A 15,482-nucleotide genomic window follows, 5' to 3' on the forward strand; every position below is an offset into this window, starting at 1 on the left:
TGCACGCGGTGCACGCGGTGCACGCGGTGTACGCGGTGTACGCGGGGCGTCAGGACCGTCGTTCCGCGCGGGACACCGGGCCGTTGATGGTCAGTCGATGAGGATGGCGAGCTGGGCAGGCTTGCGTGCCGTCGCCGGAGTGAGCTCCGCAGACCACCGCTCCTGAGTGGCGCGCAGGAGCGCCTCCGGGGAGGTGGGAGCAGCGCCTCGCCGGGTCAGGAGGTGTCGCGCGAGTTCACCGCGCGTGTGCTTCGCGAAATGCGAGACGACGGTGCGCTTCCCCTTGCGGAGCTGGAAGACACCGACGGCGGCGGTCTGCTGCGGGGGTGGGACCCAGGCCGGCGTGTAGGTGCTGGATCTGCAGTCGACGATCAAGTCCGCACCGGCGCGCCCGGTCAGGGGGTCAGCAAGGTGCTGCTTCCAGTAGCTCGCCAGCCGCCCGATCCCGGGTAGGTCCACGGACATGGACAGGCGGTAGGCCGGGATACGGTCGCCGAGACCGATGGCTCCCCACAGGCCGGAGACGACGACGCACTGCTCGCGTGCACGGCGCTTCTGCACCGCGGTCATCGTGGCGTACCCGAGCGCGTCGTAGAGCACCCCGGAGTACACGTCGTGCGCCGGGGCGGCAGGGGCGGTCTCGAGGACCAGGTTCCGGCGCAGGTCCTCCGCCAGCGATGCTCCGACGCCGAGGAGCGTGTGGGCGTCGTCGTGGGCGCTTGCCGCTTCCAGCCCTGTGAGGACAGTCCTGCGGGCGGCCGTGAGTCCGGGGAACGCGAGATCCTCGAGGACGAGGGGGTCCCCCCTCCGGGCTGCGGCTTTGCCTTCGGAGGGCGGGAGGAGGATCAGCACCGGTCCACCGTATCGGATGCCGGCGGGCCGGCCGCACGCGTGGACGGCCGCCTGCCTGCCGATCGGAGGAGCGGGGCCGAACCCCTAGAATGGATGACGGATGGGTCGACCAGGCGGCCGCGTTGAGCCCGCTTGCGGGCCACCGAGGAACGTCCGGGCTCCGCAGGGCAGGGTGGTGGGTAACGCCCACTCGGGGTGACCCGCAGGCCAGTGCCACAGAAAAGAGACCGCTCCCCACCACGCTCCGGCGTGGACGGGAGTAAGGGTGAAAAGGCGGTGTAAGAGACCACCAGCGTGCCGGGTGACCGGTGCGGCTCGGTAAACCCCACCCGGAGCAAGGCCAGACAGTGCGCGTCCGAGGGCTGCCCGCCCGAGTGCACGGGTAGGCCGCTGGAGGGCGTCGGTAACGGCGTCCGTAGATGGATGGTCGCCACTCGCACAGCGGCAACGTCGTGCGATGACAGAACCCGGCGTATCGGTCGACCCATCCCCCGACCACCCGGAGAGCTGCAGGAACCCGACGACGAGCGTGGGCCCCACGTGCTGACCTGGGTGATCACTGCGCAGGTGACTGGAGGGACCGGATCCGTGCGGGCGCACCTCACCGACGAGCCCGGGGCATCCAGGATCGGCCGCCGCGTGCCGGCGGCACCGGCTCGACTACGCTGGACAGATGGCGAAAACGCACCCGTGGCCCCGCGTGACCTTCCTCCTGGGAGCCTCGCTGATAGCGCTCGTCATCGCTGCCCGCCGGCTCGGCTGGGGGACCGGCGATGGCGACGAGGGTCCGGCTCTCTGGCTCGCGCTGCTCTTCATCGTCGGAGCCGTACTTCTTCTCGCCGTCCTGGTCCGAACAGCGGTCCTCGTCCGCCGACGGAAGTGACGCATCGGCGCAATGGGCGCGCCGCCCGTTGTCCATGCCCGCCGAGCGGCCTACTGTGTGAGGACCGCCGCGGGTCTCGTACGCAAGCGCGACGGTATGAACGGGCCGGCCTACAGCTGGGGCTTCGGGGCCGGTCCGTTCGCCTCGGTCCCGCACGCGACGCAGGCAGCAGAGCGGTGGACCTGAGCAGCGCATGAAACGGTCCCCCGTACCCGGTCTCAAGAGGTAGGGGGACCGCCCGGCGTCTATAGCCGCCTCGAAGGGGCATCGACCGCGATGCTGCTGGGGGAACGATCGCGGGATGACCCTCCACCTCCATGGTCCGCCCCTGCTGCGGCCACGGCAATCGGGAGACGCCGCTCTTCGCCAGGGGAGAAACCGGGAACTTCCAGCCGACGGCACAGTTTGATTGCCGAGGCGAATGATTATCGGTGGAACGTGCTCGCCCGTCAAGGGTGGCTGAAGTCCTGGCTCCGAATGGCGGTGCTTCGGCGGGAGCCCTACAGCGGCTCGGTTATGGTGTTCGAATGAGCGCTGGGGGTATGCAGGAGCGACGACTCGTCGCGCGCAACCGCAACTTCCGTGCCCTTCTCGTCTCGAGCACCTCCGGCGTCCTGGGGAACGCGGTGGCCGCCGTGGCCCTCCCGATCATCGCGGCCGTCGAACTGCAGGCCAGCAACTTCGAGGTCGCGGCGCTTGCCGGTATGACCTTCCTCCCGTGGCTGGTGCTCGGACTCCTGATCGGTGTCTGGGTGGACCGGCTGCCGCGGAAGCCCGTGATGATGGCCGCCCTCGCGGTGCGCGTGCTCGTACTCGGCCTGCTGCCGATCGGGTACTGGCTCGATTTCCTGTCCACGCCCCTCCTCTTCGTCGTCGCCTTCGTCGCGGGCATCGCCTCCGTCTTCTTCCAGCTGGCTGATGCCGCCCTGGTCCAGCAGGCGGTCACGCCGGACGAACTCATGGAGGGCAACGGCCTCATCACCGGAACGGGGGCCGCAGCGGACGCCGCCGGTCGCGCGATGGCAGGGTGGCTGACCACGTTCGCCGGTGCTTCCAACACCCTCCTGGTGCAGTTGACCGCGTCGATCGTCTCGCTCCTCGCGGTACAACGGCTCGACGTGAGGGAGGTGGTGCAGCCACCGGCGAAGCGTCCCATCCTCAGGGAGATGGCGGACGGGTTGCGCTACACGTTCAGCACCGCGCCCCTGCGTGCGCTCCTCCTCAATGCCGCCCTGTGGAACCTCGGCGGGAACATCGCCGCGTCCCTCCTCGTGCTCCTGGTGCTCCGCACGCTGGGTGAGTCCGAGATCTGGCTCGGTCTGCTCCTCGCCGCAGCGTCGGTCGGTGGGGCCGTCGGAGGGGTCACCGCGAACGCCCTGGGGGAGCGTATCGGCACCGGTCGTCTCTGGCGGTGGTCCATGGTGCCGGGGGTCCTCGGGTACGCATCGCTGCTGGTGCTCTCGCCCGGCTGGGGCATGCTCTGGGGCCTGCTCGGCATGTTCGTCATGGGAGCGAGCGTCTCGTGGAACATCGTGGTGGGATCCAGCTTCCGCCAACGCGTGTGCCCGCCCGGCATGATGGGCCGGCTCGGCGCCGCGTCCCGGACGGTCAGCTGGGGCATGCTCGCCCTGGCCAGTCTCCTGGCGGGTGTGCTCGCAGAGTCGATCGGGATCAGGGAGGCGATCCTCGTCGGCGTCGTGATCGCCTGCTCGGCGCCACTCGTCGCCCTGCTGGGTCCACTCAGGGGTGTCACGCGCCTCGAGGACCTCGTAGAAGCGCCCGCACCGATGGGTCAGGAGCACACCCCGAAGTCCTCGTCATGACGCCCGCTCACCGAGCGATCGATCGAACCGGGCGGAGCGGCGCGGTCGGCAGCGCGATCAGTGACCGAAGGGGTCCGGATCCACCCCGGGCATCCAGGTGAGCCCCGCGATACCCCACCCGTTGGCCTTCACGGCCTTCCTGGCCCGGCGCGTGTGCTTCGCGTTGAGCCGGTCCACGTACAGTTTCCCGTCCAGGTGGTCGTTCTCGTGCTGCATGCACCGGGCGAACCACCCCGTCGCCTCGAACTCCACGGGAGCCCCCTCGCCGTCGAAGCCGGAGACCCGCACCCAGTCGGCGCGCTTGAGCGGAAACGCTTCACCCGGAACGGAGAGGCATCCTTCCGACTCCTCGTCGGGGTCGGGCTCCGAGCCCGGGATCTTCGATGTGACGAGCGTGGGATTCACGACGACGCCCCGTGCCGGCACGTCGTCGTCGTTCTCCATGCCGTAGACGAAGATCCGCAGGCCGACGCCGATCTGCGGCGCCGCGAGACCGACCCCGTTGGCGGTGTCCATCGTCTCGAACAGATCGGCGATCAGGGTACGCAGTGCGTCGTCGAACGCCTCGACGGGCCGGGCGCGCTGATGCAGGACCGGCTCACCGGTGATCGTGATGGGGTGGACGGTCATGGGACTACCTCTTCCGTGCGGCGCGGTCCGCGATCGTGCGACCGATGGACTCGCGCATGATCTCGCTGGTACCGCCGAAGATCGTCAGCAGCCGCGCGGCCAGGAAGGCCTGCGCCACGGGGTACTCCAGGATGTAGCCGTACCCGCCGTGCAGCTGCAGGCAGCGGTCCGTGATCGATTTCGCCCGTTCGCCGGCCCACAGCTTCGACTGCGCTGCAGCGGTGGGGGTCAGGCTCCCGGCGTTGAAGGCGAGGACCGCCCGGTCCACGAAGGTCTCCGTCACCTCGACCTCGGTGAGGATGTCGGCGAGGACGTGGCGGGTGTTCTGGAAATCGAGCACCCGTTCACCGAAGGCGCTCCGATCCGTCACGTAGCGGACGGTCTGCTCGTAGGTCGCCCGGGCGAGAGCGGCTGCCGCGACGGCGATACCCAACCGGCCCTGGGGGATCTGCTCGAGGCTGTAGCGGAGGCCCTGCCCCACCTCGCCCACGAGGTCCGTCCCGGGGACCCGCACGTTGTCGAAGAACAGCTCGGCCGTGTCGGAGGCGTGGAAGCCCATCTTGTCGAGCTGCCGGCCCGGCGTGTATCCCTCGCCCTTCCGCACCATGAACAGGGAGAACGAGTCGCTGGCGCCGCGACCGGAGCCGCCGTCGGTCCTCGCGAGGACGAGTGACGCGTCCCCGCTGATCCCGTTGCCGATGAAGACCTTCTGGCCGCTGATGAGCCAGTCGTCGCCATCCCGCACCGCCTTGGTGCGGATCCCGCGCAGGTCGCTGCCGGCTCCGGGTTCGGTCCATGCACACGAGGTCACGATCTCCCCCGAGACCATCCCGGGGAGCCAGCGTTCCTTCAGGTCGTCGGAGCCGTGCGCGAGCAGGTGGGGGAGGACCAGATCGTCGTGGAGGTGGAACGCCAGGCCCACGGAGAGATGGTTGCTACGGGCGAATTCCTCGTCGAGGACGGATCGGAAGCGGTAGTCGGGCATGCCGGCTCCGCCGAATTCCTCGGGGACCGCCAGGCCGAGCAGGCCCTGCTCCCCGGCGGCCGTCCACACCGCGCGGTCCATCATGTGCTGCCTGTCCCAGTCCGCGTAGTGCGGTGCGACGGCACGCTCGTTGAACTCGCGGGCGACGTCGCGGAAGAGCTCGTGATCCTCGTCGAACACTGTGCGTTCCATGGTGGGTCCTTCGGTGCTCTCGGCCGCCGGGGCCGCGGGCCTGTGCAGGCTGCGTCCGGGAGGCGTGGGCGTACGGGGTCCGGAAAATGCGGATGCCGCCCCGGACGATCTCCGGGACGGCATTCGTGGTCAGGAATCAACCTGACGACTGAGGGTGAGTAACGGGGGTTGAACCCGCGACCTCCTGGACCACAACCAGGCGCTCTGCCAACTGAGCTATACCCACCATGTGCTTCGCTGTCCGGCCCGGCGAGAACCTTCGTCCGGACTGGCTGCGAAAGGCAGCGGATACAAGTTTACACACTTTTCGGAGTGCTCCGGACAGCGCCCGCCGACACCGCGTCGGCGCCGCCGGGCGGGGTCAGGAGACGATGCCGCGGGCGATCGCCTTGCTGGTGGCCGAGTCGGGTCCGGGCGCGGGAACGAAGACGGCGGCCCGGTAGTAGCGCAGCTCCCGGATGGAGTCCTCGATGTCCCCCAGGGCCCGGTGGCCGCCCGTCTTGGCCGGCGACTGGAAGTAGGCGCGGGTGTACCAGCGGCGGGCCAGCTCCTTGATCGTGGATACGTCGATGATCCGGTAGTGCAGGTGATCGGTCACGAGGGGCATGTCGCGCAGGAGGAAGTTCCTGTCCGTGCCGACCGAATTGCCCGCGAGCTGGGCCTTGCGGGGTTCGGGGACGTGGGTCCGGATGTAGTCGAGGACCTGCTGCTGCGCGTCCTCCATGCTGATACCGCCGTCGAGCTCCTCGAGGAGGCCCGAGGTGGTGTGCATGGTGCGCACGAAGTCGCCCATCTGTTCGAGGGCCTCCGGCGCCGGCTTGATCACGACGTCCACACCGTCGCCGAGGATGTTGAGCTCGGCGTCCGTGACGAGCACGGCGACCTCGATCAGCGCGTCGTTCGTGAGGTCCAGGCCCGTCATCTCGCAGTCGATCCAGACGATGTGTTCATTCGATATCGGCATTCGACCAATGTACCGTCCGCCGACGACGCGCTTCGCGGAGGCGCGGGTCGGTCCACGGGAGAGGCGCGGCGCGCCCCGTGGCGGGCAGCCGGAGCAGCAGCGGACCGGACAGCTTATGGCCGTCGGGCACGGGATGCGGGCCCCTGTCGACGCGCCGCCGAGGACAGCGGCTGCCGGTCCCGGAGCTCCACCCGGTGCTAATATTCGAACAGTTCGCTCAGGGCTGCGGGGAGATCTGGGTAACCCTGCTGCTTCCGGTACAGGCACCGATGTGCCCCGCGCCAGGCCGTCGCCGGCCGGCCGCCTGAGGACATGGGCGTTCGACGCCGACTCATGCCTGCCGACGATTGGATTCCCCAGATGCCCGCCCAGCTCCCCGCCCTGCAGGTCGAGACGCAGCCGGGCCCCAACCGGCCGAACGTCGCGATCGTGCAGGGGTTCGTCGGGTCGCTGATGATGTGGATGGGCTCCCTCGGGGTCGGCTGGCTGTCCCTCGCGTCGGTGGAGCTACGACGCAACCCCGTCATCATCTGGCTGCGCTTCGAACCGGTGGGCGCGGTGCTCTCGGTCCTGCTCCTCGCCCTCGGCGGGATGCTGCTGATCCGCGCGTGGCTGCGCCTGGGCCAGCGGTTGAACGGTTGGTCCGACGAGACGCGTCCGTACGTGCTCAAGGCCATCCTAGCCTGGACCGTCCCGCTCGCTGCGTCGCTGCCCCTCTTCAGCCGCGACGTCTTCGCCTACATCGCGCAGGGCCAGGTCATGATCGCCAAGCTGAATCCCTACCGGGACGGCTACTCGCAGATCTCCAACTACCTGCAGATCGGCGCCGACGACCTGTGGGCACAGAGTCCGACGCCCTACGGTCCGGTGTTCCTGTGGATCGAGGAGGGCATCGTCCGCGTCACGGGCGGCTACCCGGACACGTCGATCATCCTGTTCAGGGTCGTGGCGCTGTTCGGCGTCGCACTGTGCATCTATTTCGTCCCGAAGCTCGCGGCGCTCCACTCCATCAACGCGACCCGAGCCCTGTGGCTGACCGTCGCCAATCCGCTCTTCCTCATCAATTTCGTCGCCGCCATCCACAACGACTCCCTGATGATCGGGCTGGCGCTGGCCGGCCTGTACCTGTGCGCGACGAAGCGACCCCTGCTCGGGATCCTCCTCATCACGCTGTCCGTCGGCATCAAGCCGATCACCCTCATCTTCCTGCCGTTCGTCGGCCTCATGTGGGCAGGCAAGGGTGCCTCCTGGCCCCGGAAGTTCCTCTACTGGTTCATGACGGCCGGCCTGTGTCTCGGCATCCTCTGGATCATGGGGCTCATCAATACGTTCGGGTTCGGCTGGGTCGGTGCACTCAGCACCCCGGGGAGCGTCTGGATCTGGTACGCGCCGGTCGGCTTCATCGGGCTGGTGATCGCGACCCTCGGCAACGCCGTCGGCCTCAGCGGGTGGGACTTCGCCAACGCCTTCCACACCGTTGCGCGCATCGCCTCGCTCGTGATCATCGCGATCCAGGTGTTCCGCGGGGACCACAGCCGGCTCGTCCGACGACTCGCGTTCGCCTTCGCCGCCATCGTGCTGCTGGCCCCCATGATCCAGTCCTGGTACGTCGTCTGGCTGATCCCACTGTTCGCCGTGACCGGGATCCGGGACGACTGGCAGGTCAAGTTCCTCTACTTCACGGTGGCGTTCTTCATGGTCTACGCCATCTCGGACCAGCTCGACATCTTCCCCTACTTCGATCTCAGCCTGACGGTGGCGCGGCAGGTGGCGGCCGTCGTCGCGCTCGGGTTCGCGCTGTACCTCGTGTTCCTGGACCGCAGCACCAAAGTGCTCTTCCGACGGCGGTACAGTCCGCTTGCCCCGGGTCAGCTGCACTGATCCGACGTCGGCCGGGGTGTCGAGGCGGGACGGATCCGGGGTCGCGCGAGCGGGGGAGGCGCGGAACGGCGATACTGGACCGATGACCGATACAGGAACGACGGCGTACACCGGCGAGTACGAGATCAGCGAGTGGGTCGCGGAGCCGTACTCCGAACCCGGAAGCACCGGCGAGCTCTCCCGCGTGCGGGCCGCGAAAGTCTTCGAGGGCGAGATCAGCGGAACGAGCACCGCAGAGCTGCTGATGGCAGGGAACGACGTCGGAGCCGGCTATGTGGCGTCCGAACAGTTCGTCGGCTCGATCGGCGAGCGCACGGGCGCGATGACCGTGCAGCACTGGGGGGTCGCAGAGGGCGCCGACGCTGCGAGCTCCGGGCACATCATCCCGGGATCCGGGACGGACGGACTGCGAGGCATCTCCGGGAAGGCCGTCTACTCGCAGGACCCTGACGGCCAGCACCGCCTCGAACTGCGGGTGACCTTCACGGCGGAGGCCGCCGTCGACGACGAATGATGCCGTGGCAGCCCGTCGCCGCCGGCTTATGGCCATCGACCCTGAGCGGTCCCGGGCGGCCATAGTAAACTCGGGGTACTGCCTCCGTAGCTCAGGGGATAGAGCAGGGGCCTTCTAATCCTCTGGTCGCAGGTTCGAATCCTGCCGGGGGCACTCAAGGGCCGGGCGCGCGCGTCCGGCCCTTGCTATGTCCTGGTGGAACTGTCTTCGCTGCCGGCCGGGTCCCTACGACCCGGATGAATTCTCGGCTAGGGCTGGTTCCCGGCGTCGAAGCGCTCGTCGTACACCTGTCCCGCCTCGCACAGCAACCGATCGCTGATGCGCCCGAGGGGCACCACGTCCGTGAGCAGCGGCTCGCAGTCCGGTCCGCGGCCGACCGGCAATCCGGTGAGGATCCAGGCGTGCCGCTCCTCCTGCTCGGCGAGATGCCGGTACTGGCAGATCTGCCGTGCGAGCCAGTCCTCCAGGGGGCGCGTCCACCAGTCCTCCGGGGTGAGCGGATTGACCGAGAGCCCGGGCAGCGTCAGGCCGCTCTCCCCATCCCTGCTCGTGGACGTCCTGTCTGCCGCGAAACCGCACGAGTAGCGGAGGTAGACGGGACCCGAATCCTCGACCACCCCGGCGAGCTGCTCGAGGCTGTCGACGACCCTTTCCTCCGTCCTGATGTCGGAGCCGGTGGGGGCGGCGTCGCGTGCCTCGGGGTGGTGGGCGCTGTCGACGGATGCTGCGGTGTCCATGCCTCCACGGTAGGAAACCGGTCGCCGGCCGTTCAAGACATCGCTCCGACCCGGGAATGCCTTCCACGGCCTGGATCGGTGGGCTAGGAAGGGTCGGCGACCGTTCGCCGCCTTCGCTTGTCAACATAGCGCCCGTTGCTCGGCGACCGCATGGCAGGCCGTCCCACACTGGACCCGGGCCGGGCGCCCGGCACTCCATCTCAACCGAAAGGAACATCATGACCGACATCATCACCGTGCGGGGCTACGTCGCCACTGAGGTCCGGCTGACACTGGCGCAGAGCGGGCTGCCCATCACGGGCTTCCGGATGTGCTCCACGGAACGACGTCTCGACAGGGAGACGGGCACCTGGGTCGACGGCCACACGAACTGGTACTCCGTCTCGATGTTCCGTCAGCTCGCCACCAACGCCGGCGCGAGCATCAAGAAGGGTGACCGCGTCATCGTCAGCGGACGACTCAAGGTCCGTCCGTGGATCAACGCCGACGGCCGCACGGGAACGTCGGTCGAGATCGATGCCGACACGGCGGGCCACGACCTGATGTGGGGCACAGCGAACTTCAGGCGGACCAGCGCCGACCGGAGCGATCCCTCCGCCGGGGCCGAGGACCGGCGGAGGGAGGACACCGCGGACCAGGACGACGCCGGCGCGCTGCCGGACGGCGTGGATCCTGTGACGGGGGAGCTGTTCGACCCGGCGACGGAACCCGAGGCGACGGACGCTGCGGAGGACGGTGCGGCGCCCACGGACGGCCGCGCGGGCACAGCACGCGACGACCTCGTCGACGCGACGTCCGTCCCGTTCTAGGGACCAGGCCCGCTGCGGGAGAGCGGCCGTCGGTCAGGCGCGTGGCAGGATGAGGGCGTGAGTCGCCGCCTCTTGATCAGACCGCCGTCCGCGCTGTGGCGCATCCTCACGGTGTCGGCGGCACTCGCCGTGGGTGTCACCGCCTGCACCGCCCCGCCCGATCCGGGCGCCGGGCCGATCAGCAACCCGGCATCGGACGCAGCGGAGGGGACGCCGAGGCCTGGCGCTGCGGTGGGGGCACCGTCCGACGGTTCCTCCTCCGGTGTGCTTTCGCCGGAGGGGACGAGCCCCACGGCGACGGCGGCCGGGGACGCCATTGGTGTCGCGGAAGCCGTCAGGTCCTCCCTGCAGGCACTCGCCGACGGCCAGGACTCGGTGACCCGGGATCAGGTACGCGCGGCGATCGAGCAGGGCTTCGCCGACGGGGGGACCGTCCCGGAACGTGTCGAGGTGTCGGTCGACCGGACCCCCACAGGGCTCGACGTCGACGCCATCCAGGGCGCCGGGCTGATCGGGGACCGATGCGTCGTGGGGGAGGTGCGCGAGGGCGCCGTCTCGGCGGTGGTGCTTCCGGTCCTCGCCACGGGCCTCTGCTTCGTCGGGGATCAGCGCTGACGCAGCAGAGGCGCGCTGCAGGTCATGGCCGACCGGCTGTGGCGCGGGGAGGTTCCGTCGAGTGGGAGAACTCGCCCGGCACGCACTAGCCTTAGGACCATGGCGGAATTTATCTACACAATGACCAAGGCCCGCAAGGCCGTTGGCGACAAAGTAATCCTCGACGATGTCAGCATGTCCTTCTTCCCTGGTGCGAAGATCGGCGTCGTCGGCCCGAACGGTGCCGGTAAGTCCACCATCCTGAAAATCATGGCCGGCATGGACACCCCCTCGAACGGTGAAGCCCGCCTGTCACCCGGCTACAGCGTCGGGATCCTCCTGCAGGAGCCTCCCCTCAACGAGGAGAAGACCGTTCTCGGCAACGTCCAGGAGGGCGTGGGCGAGATCTACGGCAAGATCCAGCGCTTCAACGAGATCTCCGACGAGATGGCGAACCCGGACGCGGACTACGACACCCTGCTGGACGAGATGGGCAAGCTGCAGGAGGCCATCGACGCTGCGGACGCGTGGGACCTCGACTCCCAGCTCGAGCAGGCCATGGACGCTCTTCGCTGCCCGCCGCCGGACGCGGACGTCACCGTCCTCTCCGGTGGTGAACGTCGACGCGTAGCGCTGTGCAAGCTGCTGCTCCAGAAGCCCGATCTTCTCCTGCTCGACGAGCCGACCAACCACCTGGACGCCGAGAGCGTGCTCTGGCTCGAGCAGCACCTGAAGTCCTATGCCGGTGCAGTCCTCGCCGTGACCCACGATCGCTACTTCCTCGACCACGTGGCCGAGTGGATCGCCGAGGTGGACCGCGGCCACCTCTACCCCTACGAGGGCAACTACTCGACGTATCTCGAGAAGAAGCGCGCGCGTCTCGAGGTGCAGGGCAAGAAGGACCAGAAGCTGTCGAAGCGCCTCTCCGAGGAACTCGAATGGGTCCGCTCGAACGCCAAGGGACGCCAGACGAAGTCGAAGGCGCGTCTCAACCGCTACGAGGAGATGGCGGCGGAGGCCGACCGCACCAGGAAGCTCGATTTCGAGGAGATCCAGATCCCGATGGGTCCACGCCTCGGGAGCCAGGTCATCGAGGCGCACAACCTGAAGAAGGGGTACGACGGCCGCGTCCTCATCGACGGACTGTCCTTTTCCCTCCCGCGGAACGGCATCGTGGGGGTCATCGGCCCCAACGGCGTCGGCAAGACCACGCTGTTCAAGACCATCGTGGGGCTCGAGGAGCTCGACGGCGGAGAGCTGCGCATCGGTGATTCCGTGAAGATCTCCTACGTCGACCAGTCACGTGGCGGCCTCGATCCGAACAAGTCGCTTTGGGAGGTCGTGTCCGACGGACTCGACTTCATACAGGTCGGGCAGGTCGAGATGCCGTCGCGGGCCTATGTCTCGGCCTTCGGTTTCAAGGGTCCTGACCAGCAGAAGAAGGCCGGCGTCCTTTCCGGTGGTGAGCGCAACCGGCTGAACCTCGCCATGACCCTGAAGCAGGGCGGAAACCTCCTGCTCCTCGACGAACCGACCAACGACCTCGACGTCGAGACGCTCTCGAGCCTCGAGAACGCCCTGCTGGAATTCCCCGGGTGTGCCGTCGTGGTCTCGCACGATCGCTGGTTCCTCGACCGCGTGGCGACGCACATCCTGTCCTACGAGGGCACGGAGGAGGACCCCGACAACTGGTACTGGTTCGAGGGCAACTTCGACGCGTACGAGCAGAACAAGGTGGAGCGGCTGGGTGCCGACGCGGCGAAGCCGCACCGGGTCACGCACCGCCGCCTGACGCGTGACTGACGGACGGCTTGCCCCGACCGTGGTCGGGCGTACGCACAGGTCGGACGGCGTCGCGCGTTGACGATTGCTGACGGACGAGGGGCCCGGCCGTTGGCCGGGCCCCTCGTCCGTCTCCGGGCGAGACGCCGGTCCGGCCGGCATGACTCCGCCTGGTGGTCAGTCCCGCGGGATGCGGATCATGCCCTCCTGCGCCACGCTGGCGACGAGTTCGCCGCCCCGGTTGTAGATGCGGCCGGCGGCCAGCCCCCGCGCGCCGGACGCGCTCGGCGAACTCTGCACGTAGAGGAGCCACTCGTCGACCCTGACCGGTCGGTGCCACCACATGGCATGGTCGAGGCTCGCCACACTCATGCCGGGCTGAATCCAGCTGAGCCCGTGCGGTCGCAGGATCGATTCGAGCAGGGTGTAGTCGCTCGCGTAGGCGAGGGCGGCGCGGTGCAGGTCGGGATCGTCCGGCATCGGGCCGAGGCTGCGCATCCAGACGGCGTTCCGCGGTTCCTTCGAGCCCTCGTTGGTGAGATAGAGGGGCGCGTCGATGTGCCGGATGTCGAAGGGGCGCTCGTAGGCCCAGGCCCGCGCGACTGGATGGTCGAACCCGCCGAGGAGGTCCGCCGTCGTGGGCAGGTCCTCCGGGTCGGGTACGCCGGCCGGCATCGGATCCTGGTGCTCCACGCCGTCGTCGGGCTCCTGGAAGGACGCGATCATGGACAGGATGGGGACGCCGTTCTGATACGCGTGGGTGCGCCGGGCGGAGAAGGAGCGTCCATCCCTGAGGCGCTGGACCCCGAAGGTGATGGGCTTGTCGGCGTCCCCGGCACGCAGGAAGTACCCGTGCATCGAGTGGACGTCCCGCGTCGGTTCGACGGTGCGCATGGCGGCGATCAGGGACTGCGCGAGGACCTGACCGCCGAACACCCTGCGGCTGGGCTGCCGTGCGGAGGTGCCGACGAAGATCTCCTCGTCCGTCTGGGCACCCTCGGCCGGGCTCAGGTCGAGCAGGCCGAGGAGGGCCGCCGTGGGATCCGTCACGGAGTCCGACGACCCGGCGGCGGTCTCCTCTCCGGGCGACTCCGACGTACCGGACGGTCCTGCCGCTCGCGGTGCGGTCGCGCGGGGCCGGTGTTCTGCCATGGTTCGGGGTCTCCTCGGGACGGGTGCTGTGGGAGCGACGGCTCCCTGACGTCTTCTGACAGTAGACGCCGACCCTGCGGCGCTCAACACCGCTGCTTGCCCTCCGGTCGTCGACGTGGCCGGCGCCCGCGGATTGGATTCGGTGTGGCTGCCTTTGCGAGGATGAGGTCATGTCCACGGTCCACACCCTTCCCCTCCACCTGCGCTTCGGCGACGAGGACTCCTACGGCCACGTCAACAACGTTCGCTACTTCCAGTTCCTCGAGGACGCCCGCGTGCAGCTCATGAGCCGTCCGGCCGGCGGGGTCTGCTTCATGGACACCGTCGACCCGGACCACTACACCCTGGTGGGCCGGCAGGAGATCGAATACCTCGCGCCCCTGAACTTCAGCACGGTCCCGGCGGCGGTGGATCTCTGGACCACCGCTGTCGGGGTGTCCAGTTTCGACCTCGGCTACGCGGTGCGGGACCGCATCGGGTCGGCGGGGAGTGTGACCAGTGCCATCGCAGCAACCACCATGGTTCTCGTGAGTCGCAGCACGGGCCGGCCGGTCCGCCTGTCCGGGACCCAGAAGGACATCCTCGGATCGTGGCAGGGCGAGCCCGTCCCCTTCCGCCGTGCGCGTGCCAGGTAGCGACGTCGTGCCCGATCCCGTGCTCCGATTCGCCGACCCTCCGACCGTTGCCGATTTCCGCACGTTCAGCGCACGGGCCAGGGCGAACGACGACGGCGGCATGCGCCTGGTCGCCTCGGGTCCGGTCCTCGCCGCGTACGTCCGCACCCTCGGCCCGACCGTCCTCGGCGAAGCGTTACCCACGGTCCTCGGCCTGAGGACCATGGCGCTCGATGCCGCCCACCCTTTGATCGGTCCGGTGGACACGACCGTCGCGCTCGGGTCGGTGCTCGACCGCCTCGCCCGGATGCAGGACGGCGACCTGGCGTTCACGCTTCCCACGGTGACGGTCACGGAGGCCTGGGCGGGCGTCCTGCCGCCGCGATCGGGCTGGACGCCCGTCGGCTCGATCCCCAACAGCCTCCTGGAGCAGGCTGCACGGAACGGTATCGGCGAGGTGGCCAGAAGCCTTCCCGACCGTGCAGGGGCACCCGTTGTGAGCAGCGCCCGCGCCGCGGTGTGGGGCCGGGAGCTCGACGGTGTGCCGGGATCGGTCGCCGCGGGAGCGGCGTTCGGTGCGTTCAGCCTCGGCTTCCTCGATCCTGAGGGCGATGCGACGGTGCACACGAACGGTCGTTGGTCCCGCGTGAGCACGGGCCGCGGCCACATCCTGGTCCGGGCCGCAGCGCTCTTCTGACCGGTCGTCGGGAGCCGGCGTCAGGCCGCAGCGGCGCGTGTCTGCGCAGGCGCCGGTCACAAGGGGGCACCCCTGGGGCACAACCCGCGCCCGTGGTGATGACCGGCCCATCGCGTCACAACCGTCCCCACGCGCTGTCACAACCGTCTTCACATCGCTGTCACAACCGTCCCCACGCGCTGTCACGACCGTCCCCACGCGCTGTCACGACCGTCCCCACGCGCTGTCACCCAGTGTCACGCGATGCGATGCGATGCCACGCGGTGCCCACCGGGTGCGGCGGGGGCTGCCGCCGAGCTCGACGAAGGAAGGCGCTTCTCGGCCGGGTGACGTCGGCGAGGGCGGGGGTGGCGGGGTCGTGCCAGATCAGTTC

The 15,482-nt window shown here is 69.0% G+C and carries 15 protein-coding genes, 2 tRNA genes and 1 other RNA gene; 11 read left to right on the forward strand and 7 right to left on the reverse strand.

Annotated elements, in window-relative coordinates; translation table 11 throughout:
* Window positions 1-90 precede the first annotated feature (90 nt).
* Complete coding sequence (locus tag ASF21_RS15560) at window positions 91-852, reverse strand: YaaA family protein (protein ID WP_055773364.1); 762 nt, start codon at window positions 850-852, stop codon at window positions 91-93.
* 101 nt (window positions 853-953) lie between these two features.
* On the opposite strand from ASF21_RS15560, the gene rnpB reads away from it, so the two are divergent.
* The 3 genes from rnpB to ASF21_RS15570 all read left to right on the forward strand — a co-directional run bounded on the left by rnpB (window position 954) and on the right by ASF21_RS15570 (window position 3,558).
* Window positions 954-1,343, forward strand: an RNA gene (rnpB, locus tag ASF21_RS15645) — RNase P RNA component class A.
* A gap of 182 nt (window positions 1,344-1,525) precedes the next feature.
* Window positions 1,526-1,735 carry a hypothetical protein gene (locus ASF21_RS15565; RefSeq protein ID WP_157365948.1) on the forward strand — a complete coding sequence of 70 codons (210 nt, stop codon included), beginning with the start codon at window positions 1,526-1,528 and terminating at the stop codon, window positions 1,733-1,735.
* 527 nt (window positions 1,736-2,262) lie between these two features.
* Entirely contained in the window at window positions 2,263-3,558 is a 1,296-nt protein-coding gene (locus ASF21_RS15570; RefSeq protein ID WP_082471646.1) for an MFS transporter, read from the forward strand.
* A gap of 57 nt (window positions 3,559-3,615) precedes the next feature.
* Here the strand turns inward: ASF21_RS15570 and def are convergent, their stop codons facing one another.
* The 4 genes from def to orn all read right to left on the reverse strand — a co-directional run bounded on the left by def (window position 3,616) and on the right by orn (window position 6,329).
* Entirely contained in the window at window positions 3,616-4,188 is a 573-nt protein-coding gene (gene def, locus ASF21_RS15575; RefSeq protein ID WP_055773370.1) for a peptide deformylase, read from the reverse strand.
* A gap of 4 nt (window positions 4,189-4,192) precedes the next feature.
* Window positions 4,193-5,365, reverse strand: coding sequence for an acyl-CoA dehydrogenase family protein (locus ASF21_RS15580; RefSeq protein WP_055773372.1), 1,173 nt, complete (start codon window positions 5,363-5,365; stop codon window positions 4,193-4,195).
* Between the two features lie 153 nt (window positions 5,366-5,518).
* Window positions 5,519-5,591: transfer RNA gene (locus tag ASF21_RS15585), tRNA-His, on the reverse strand.
* A 135-nt stretch (window positions 5,592-5,726) separates the two neighbouring features.
* The gene (gene orn, locus ASF21_RS15590) at window positions 5,727-6,329 is read right to left on the reverse strand and encodes an oligoribonuclease (RefSeq protein WP_055773375.1); all 603 of its coding nucleotides are present in this window, start codon (window positions 6,327-6,329) and stop codon (window positions 5,727-5,729) included.
* 360 nt (window positions 6,330-6,689) lie between these two features.
* Here orn and mptB point away from each other — a divergent pair, with 360 nt between their 5' ends.
* The 3 genes from mptB to ASF21_RS15605 all read left to right on the forward strand — a co-directional run bounded on the left by mptB (window position 6,690) and on the right by ASF21_RS15605 (window position 8,877).
* Window positions 6,690-8,210: a polyprenol phosphomannose-dependent alpha 1,6 mannosyltransferase MptB gene (mptB, locus tag ASF21_RS15595; protein ID WP_055773377.1), complete on the forward strand. Its 1,521-nt coding sequence runs from the start codon at window positions 6,690-6,692 to the stop codon at window positions 8,208-8,210.
* A gap of 82 nt (window positions 8,211-8,292) precedes the next feature.
* Window positions 8,293-8,724, forward strand: a complete 432-nt coding sequence (locus ASF21_RS15600) for a DUF3224 domain-containing protein (protein WP_055773379.1) — start codon at window positions 8,293-8,295, stop codon at window positions 8,722-8,724.
* An 80-nt stretch (window positions 8,725-8,804) separates the two neighbouring features.
* Window positions 8,805-8,877 (forward strand) — tRNA-Arg (locus ASF21_RS15605).
* 95 nt (window positions 8,878-8,972) lie between these two features.
* On the opposite strand, the gene ASF21_RS15610 is transcribed toward ASF21_RS15605, so the two are convergent.
* On the reverse strand, window positions 8,973-9,461 hold the full coding sequence (locus tag ASF21_RS15610; RefSeq protein WP_235499050.1) for a DUF6098 family protein: 489 nt from the start codon (window positions 9,459-9,461) through the stop codon (window positions 8,973-8,975).
* A gap of 218 nt (window positions 9,462-9,679) precedes the next feature.
* Between ASF21_RS15610 and ssb the strand changes: the two genes are divergently transcribed.
* The 3 genes from ssb (at window position 9,680) to ettA (ending at window position 12,667) form a co-directional block, all read left to right on the forward strand.
* Window positions 9,680-10,270, forward strand: coding sequence for a single-stranded DNA-binding protein (ssb, locus tag ASF21_RS15615; protein ID WP_082471647.1), 591 nt, complete (start codon window positions 9,680-9,682; stop codon window positions 10,268-10,270).
* 57 nt (window positions 10,271-10,327) lie between these two features.
* A complete protein-coding gene (locus ASF21_RS17410; RefSeq protein ID WP_235499052.1) occupies window positions 10,328-10,885 on the forward strand; it encodes a DUF6993 domain-containing protein in 558 nt (185 codons plus the stop codon).
* 99 nt (window positions 10,886-10,984) lie between these two features.
* Window positions 10,985-12,667, forward strand: a complete 1,683-nt coding sequence (ettA, locus tag ASF21_RS15625) for an energy-dependent translational throttle protein EttA (RefSeq protein WP_055773380.1) — start codon at window positions 10,985-10,987, stop codon at window positions 12,665-12,667.
* Between the two features lie 156 nt (window positions 12,668-12,823).
* Here the strand turns inward: ettA and ASF21_RS15630 are convergent, their stop codons facing one another.
* Window positions 12,824-13,798 carry an acyl-CoA thioesterase gene (locus ASF21_RS15630; RefSeq protein WP_082471648.1) on the reverse strand — a complete coding sequence of 325 codons (975 nt, stop codon included), beginning with the start codon at window positions 13,796-13,798 and terminating at the stop codon, window positions 12,824-12,826.
* Between the two features lie 170 nt (window positions 13,799-13,968).
* Here ASF21_RS15630 and ASF21_RS15635 point away from each other — a divergent pair, with 170 nt between their 5' ends.
* The gene (locus ASF21_RS15635) at window positions 13,969-14,433 is read left to right on the forward strand and encodes an acyl-CoA thioesterase (protein ID WP_055773382.1); all 465 of its coding nucleotides are present in this window, start codon (window positions 13,969-13,971) and stop codon (window positions 14,431-14,433) included.
* Complete coding sequence (locus tag ASF21_RS15640) at window positions 14,417-15,109, forward strand: hypothetical protein (protein WP_235499053.1); 693 nt, start codon at window positions 14,417-14,419, stop codon at window positions 15,107-15,109. Before ASF21_RS15635 ends, ASF21_RS15640 begins: the two co-directional genes overlap by 17 nt.
* The last annotated feature ends 373 nt before the right edge of the window (window positions 15,110-15,482 follow it).

It is taken from the genome of Arthrobacter sp. Leaf234, assembly GCF_001422665.1.
GTDB lineage: Bacteria > Actinomycetota > Actinomycetes > Actinomycetales > Micrococcaceae > Arthrobacter_D.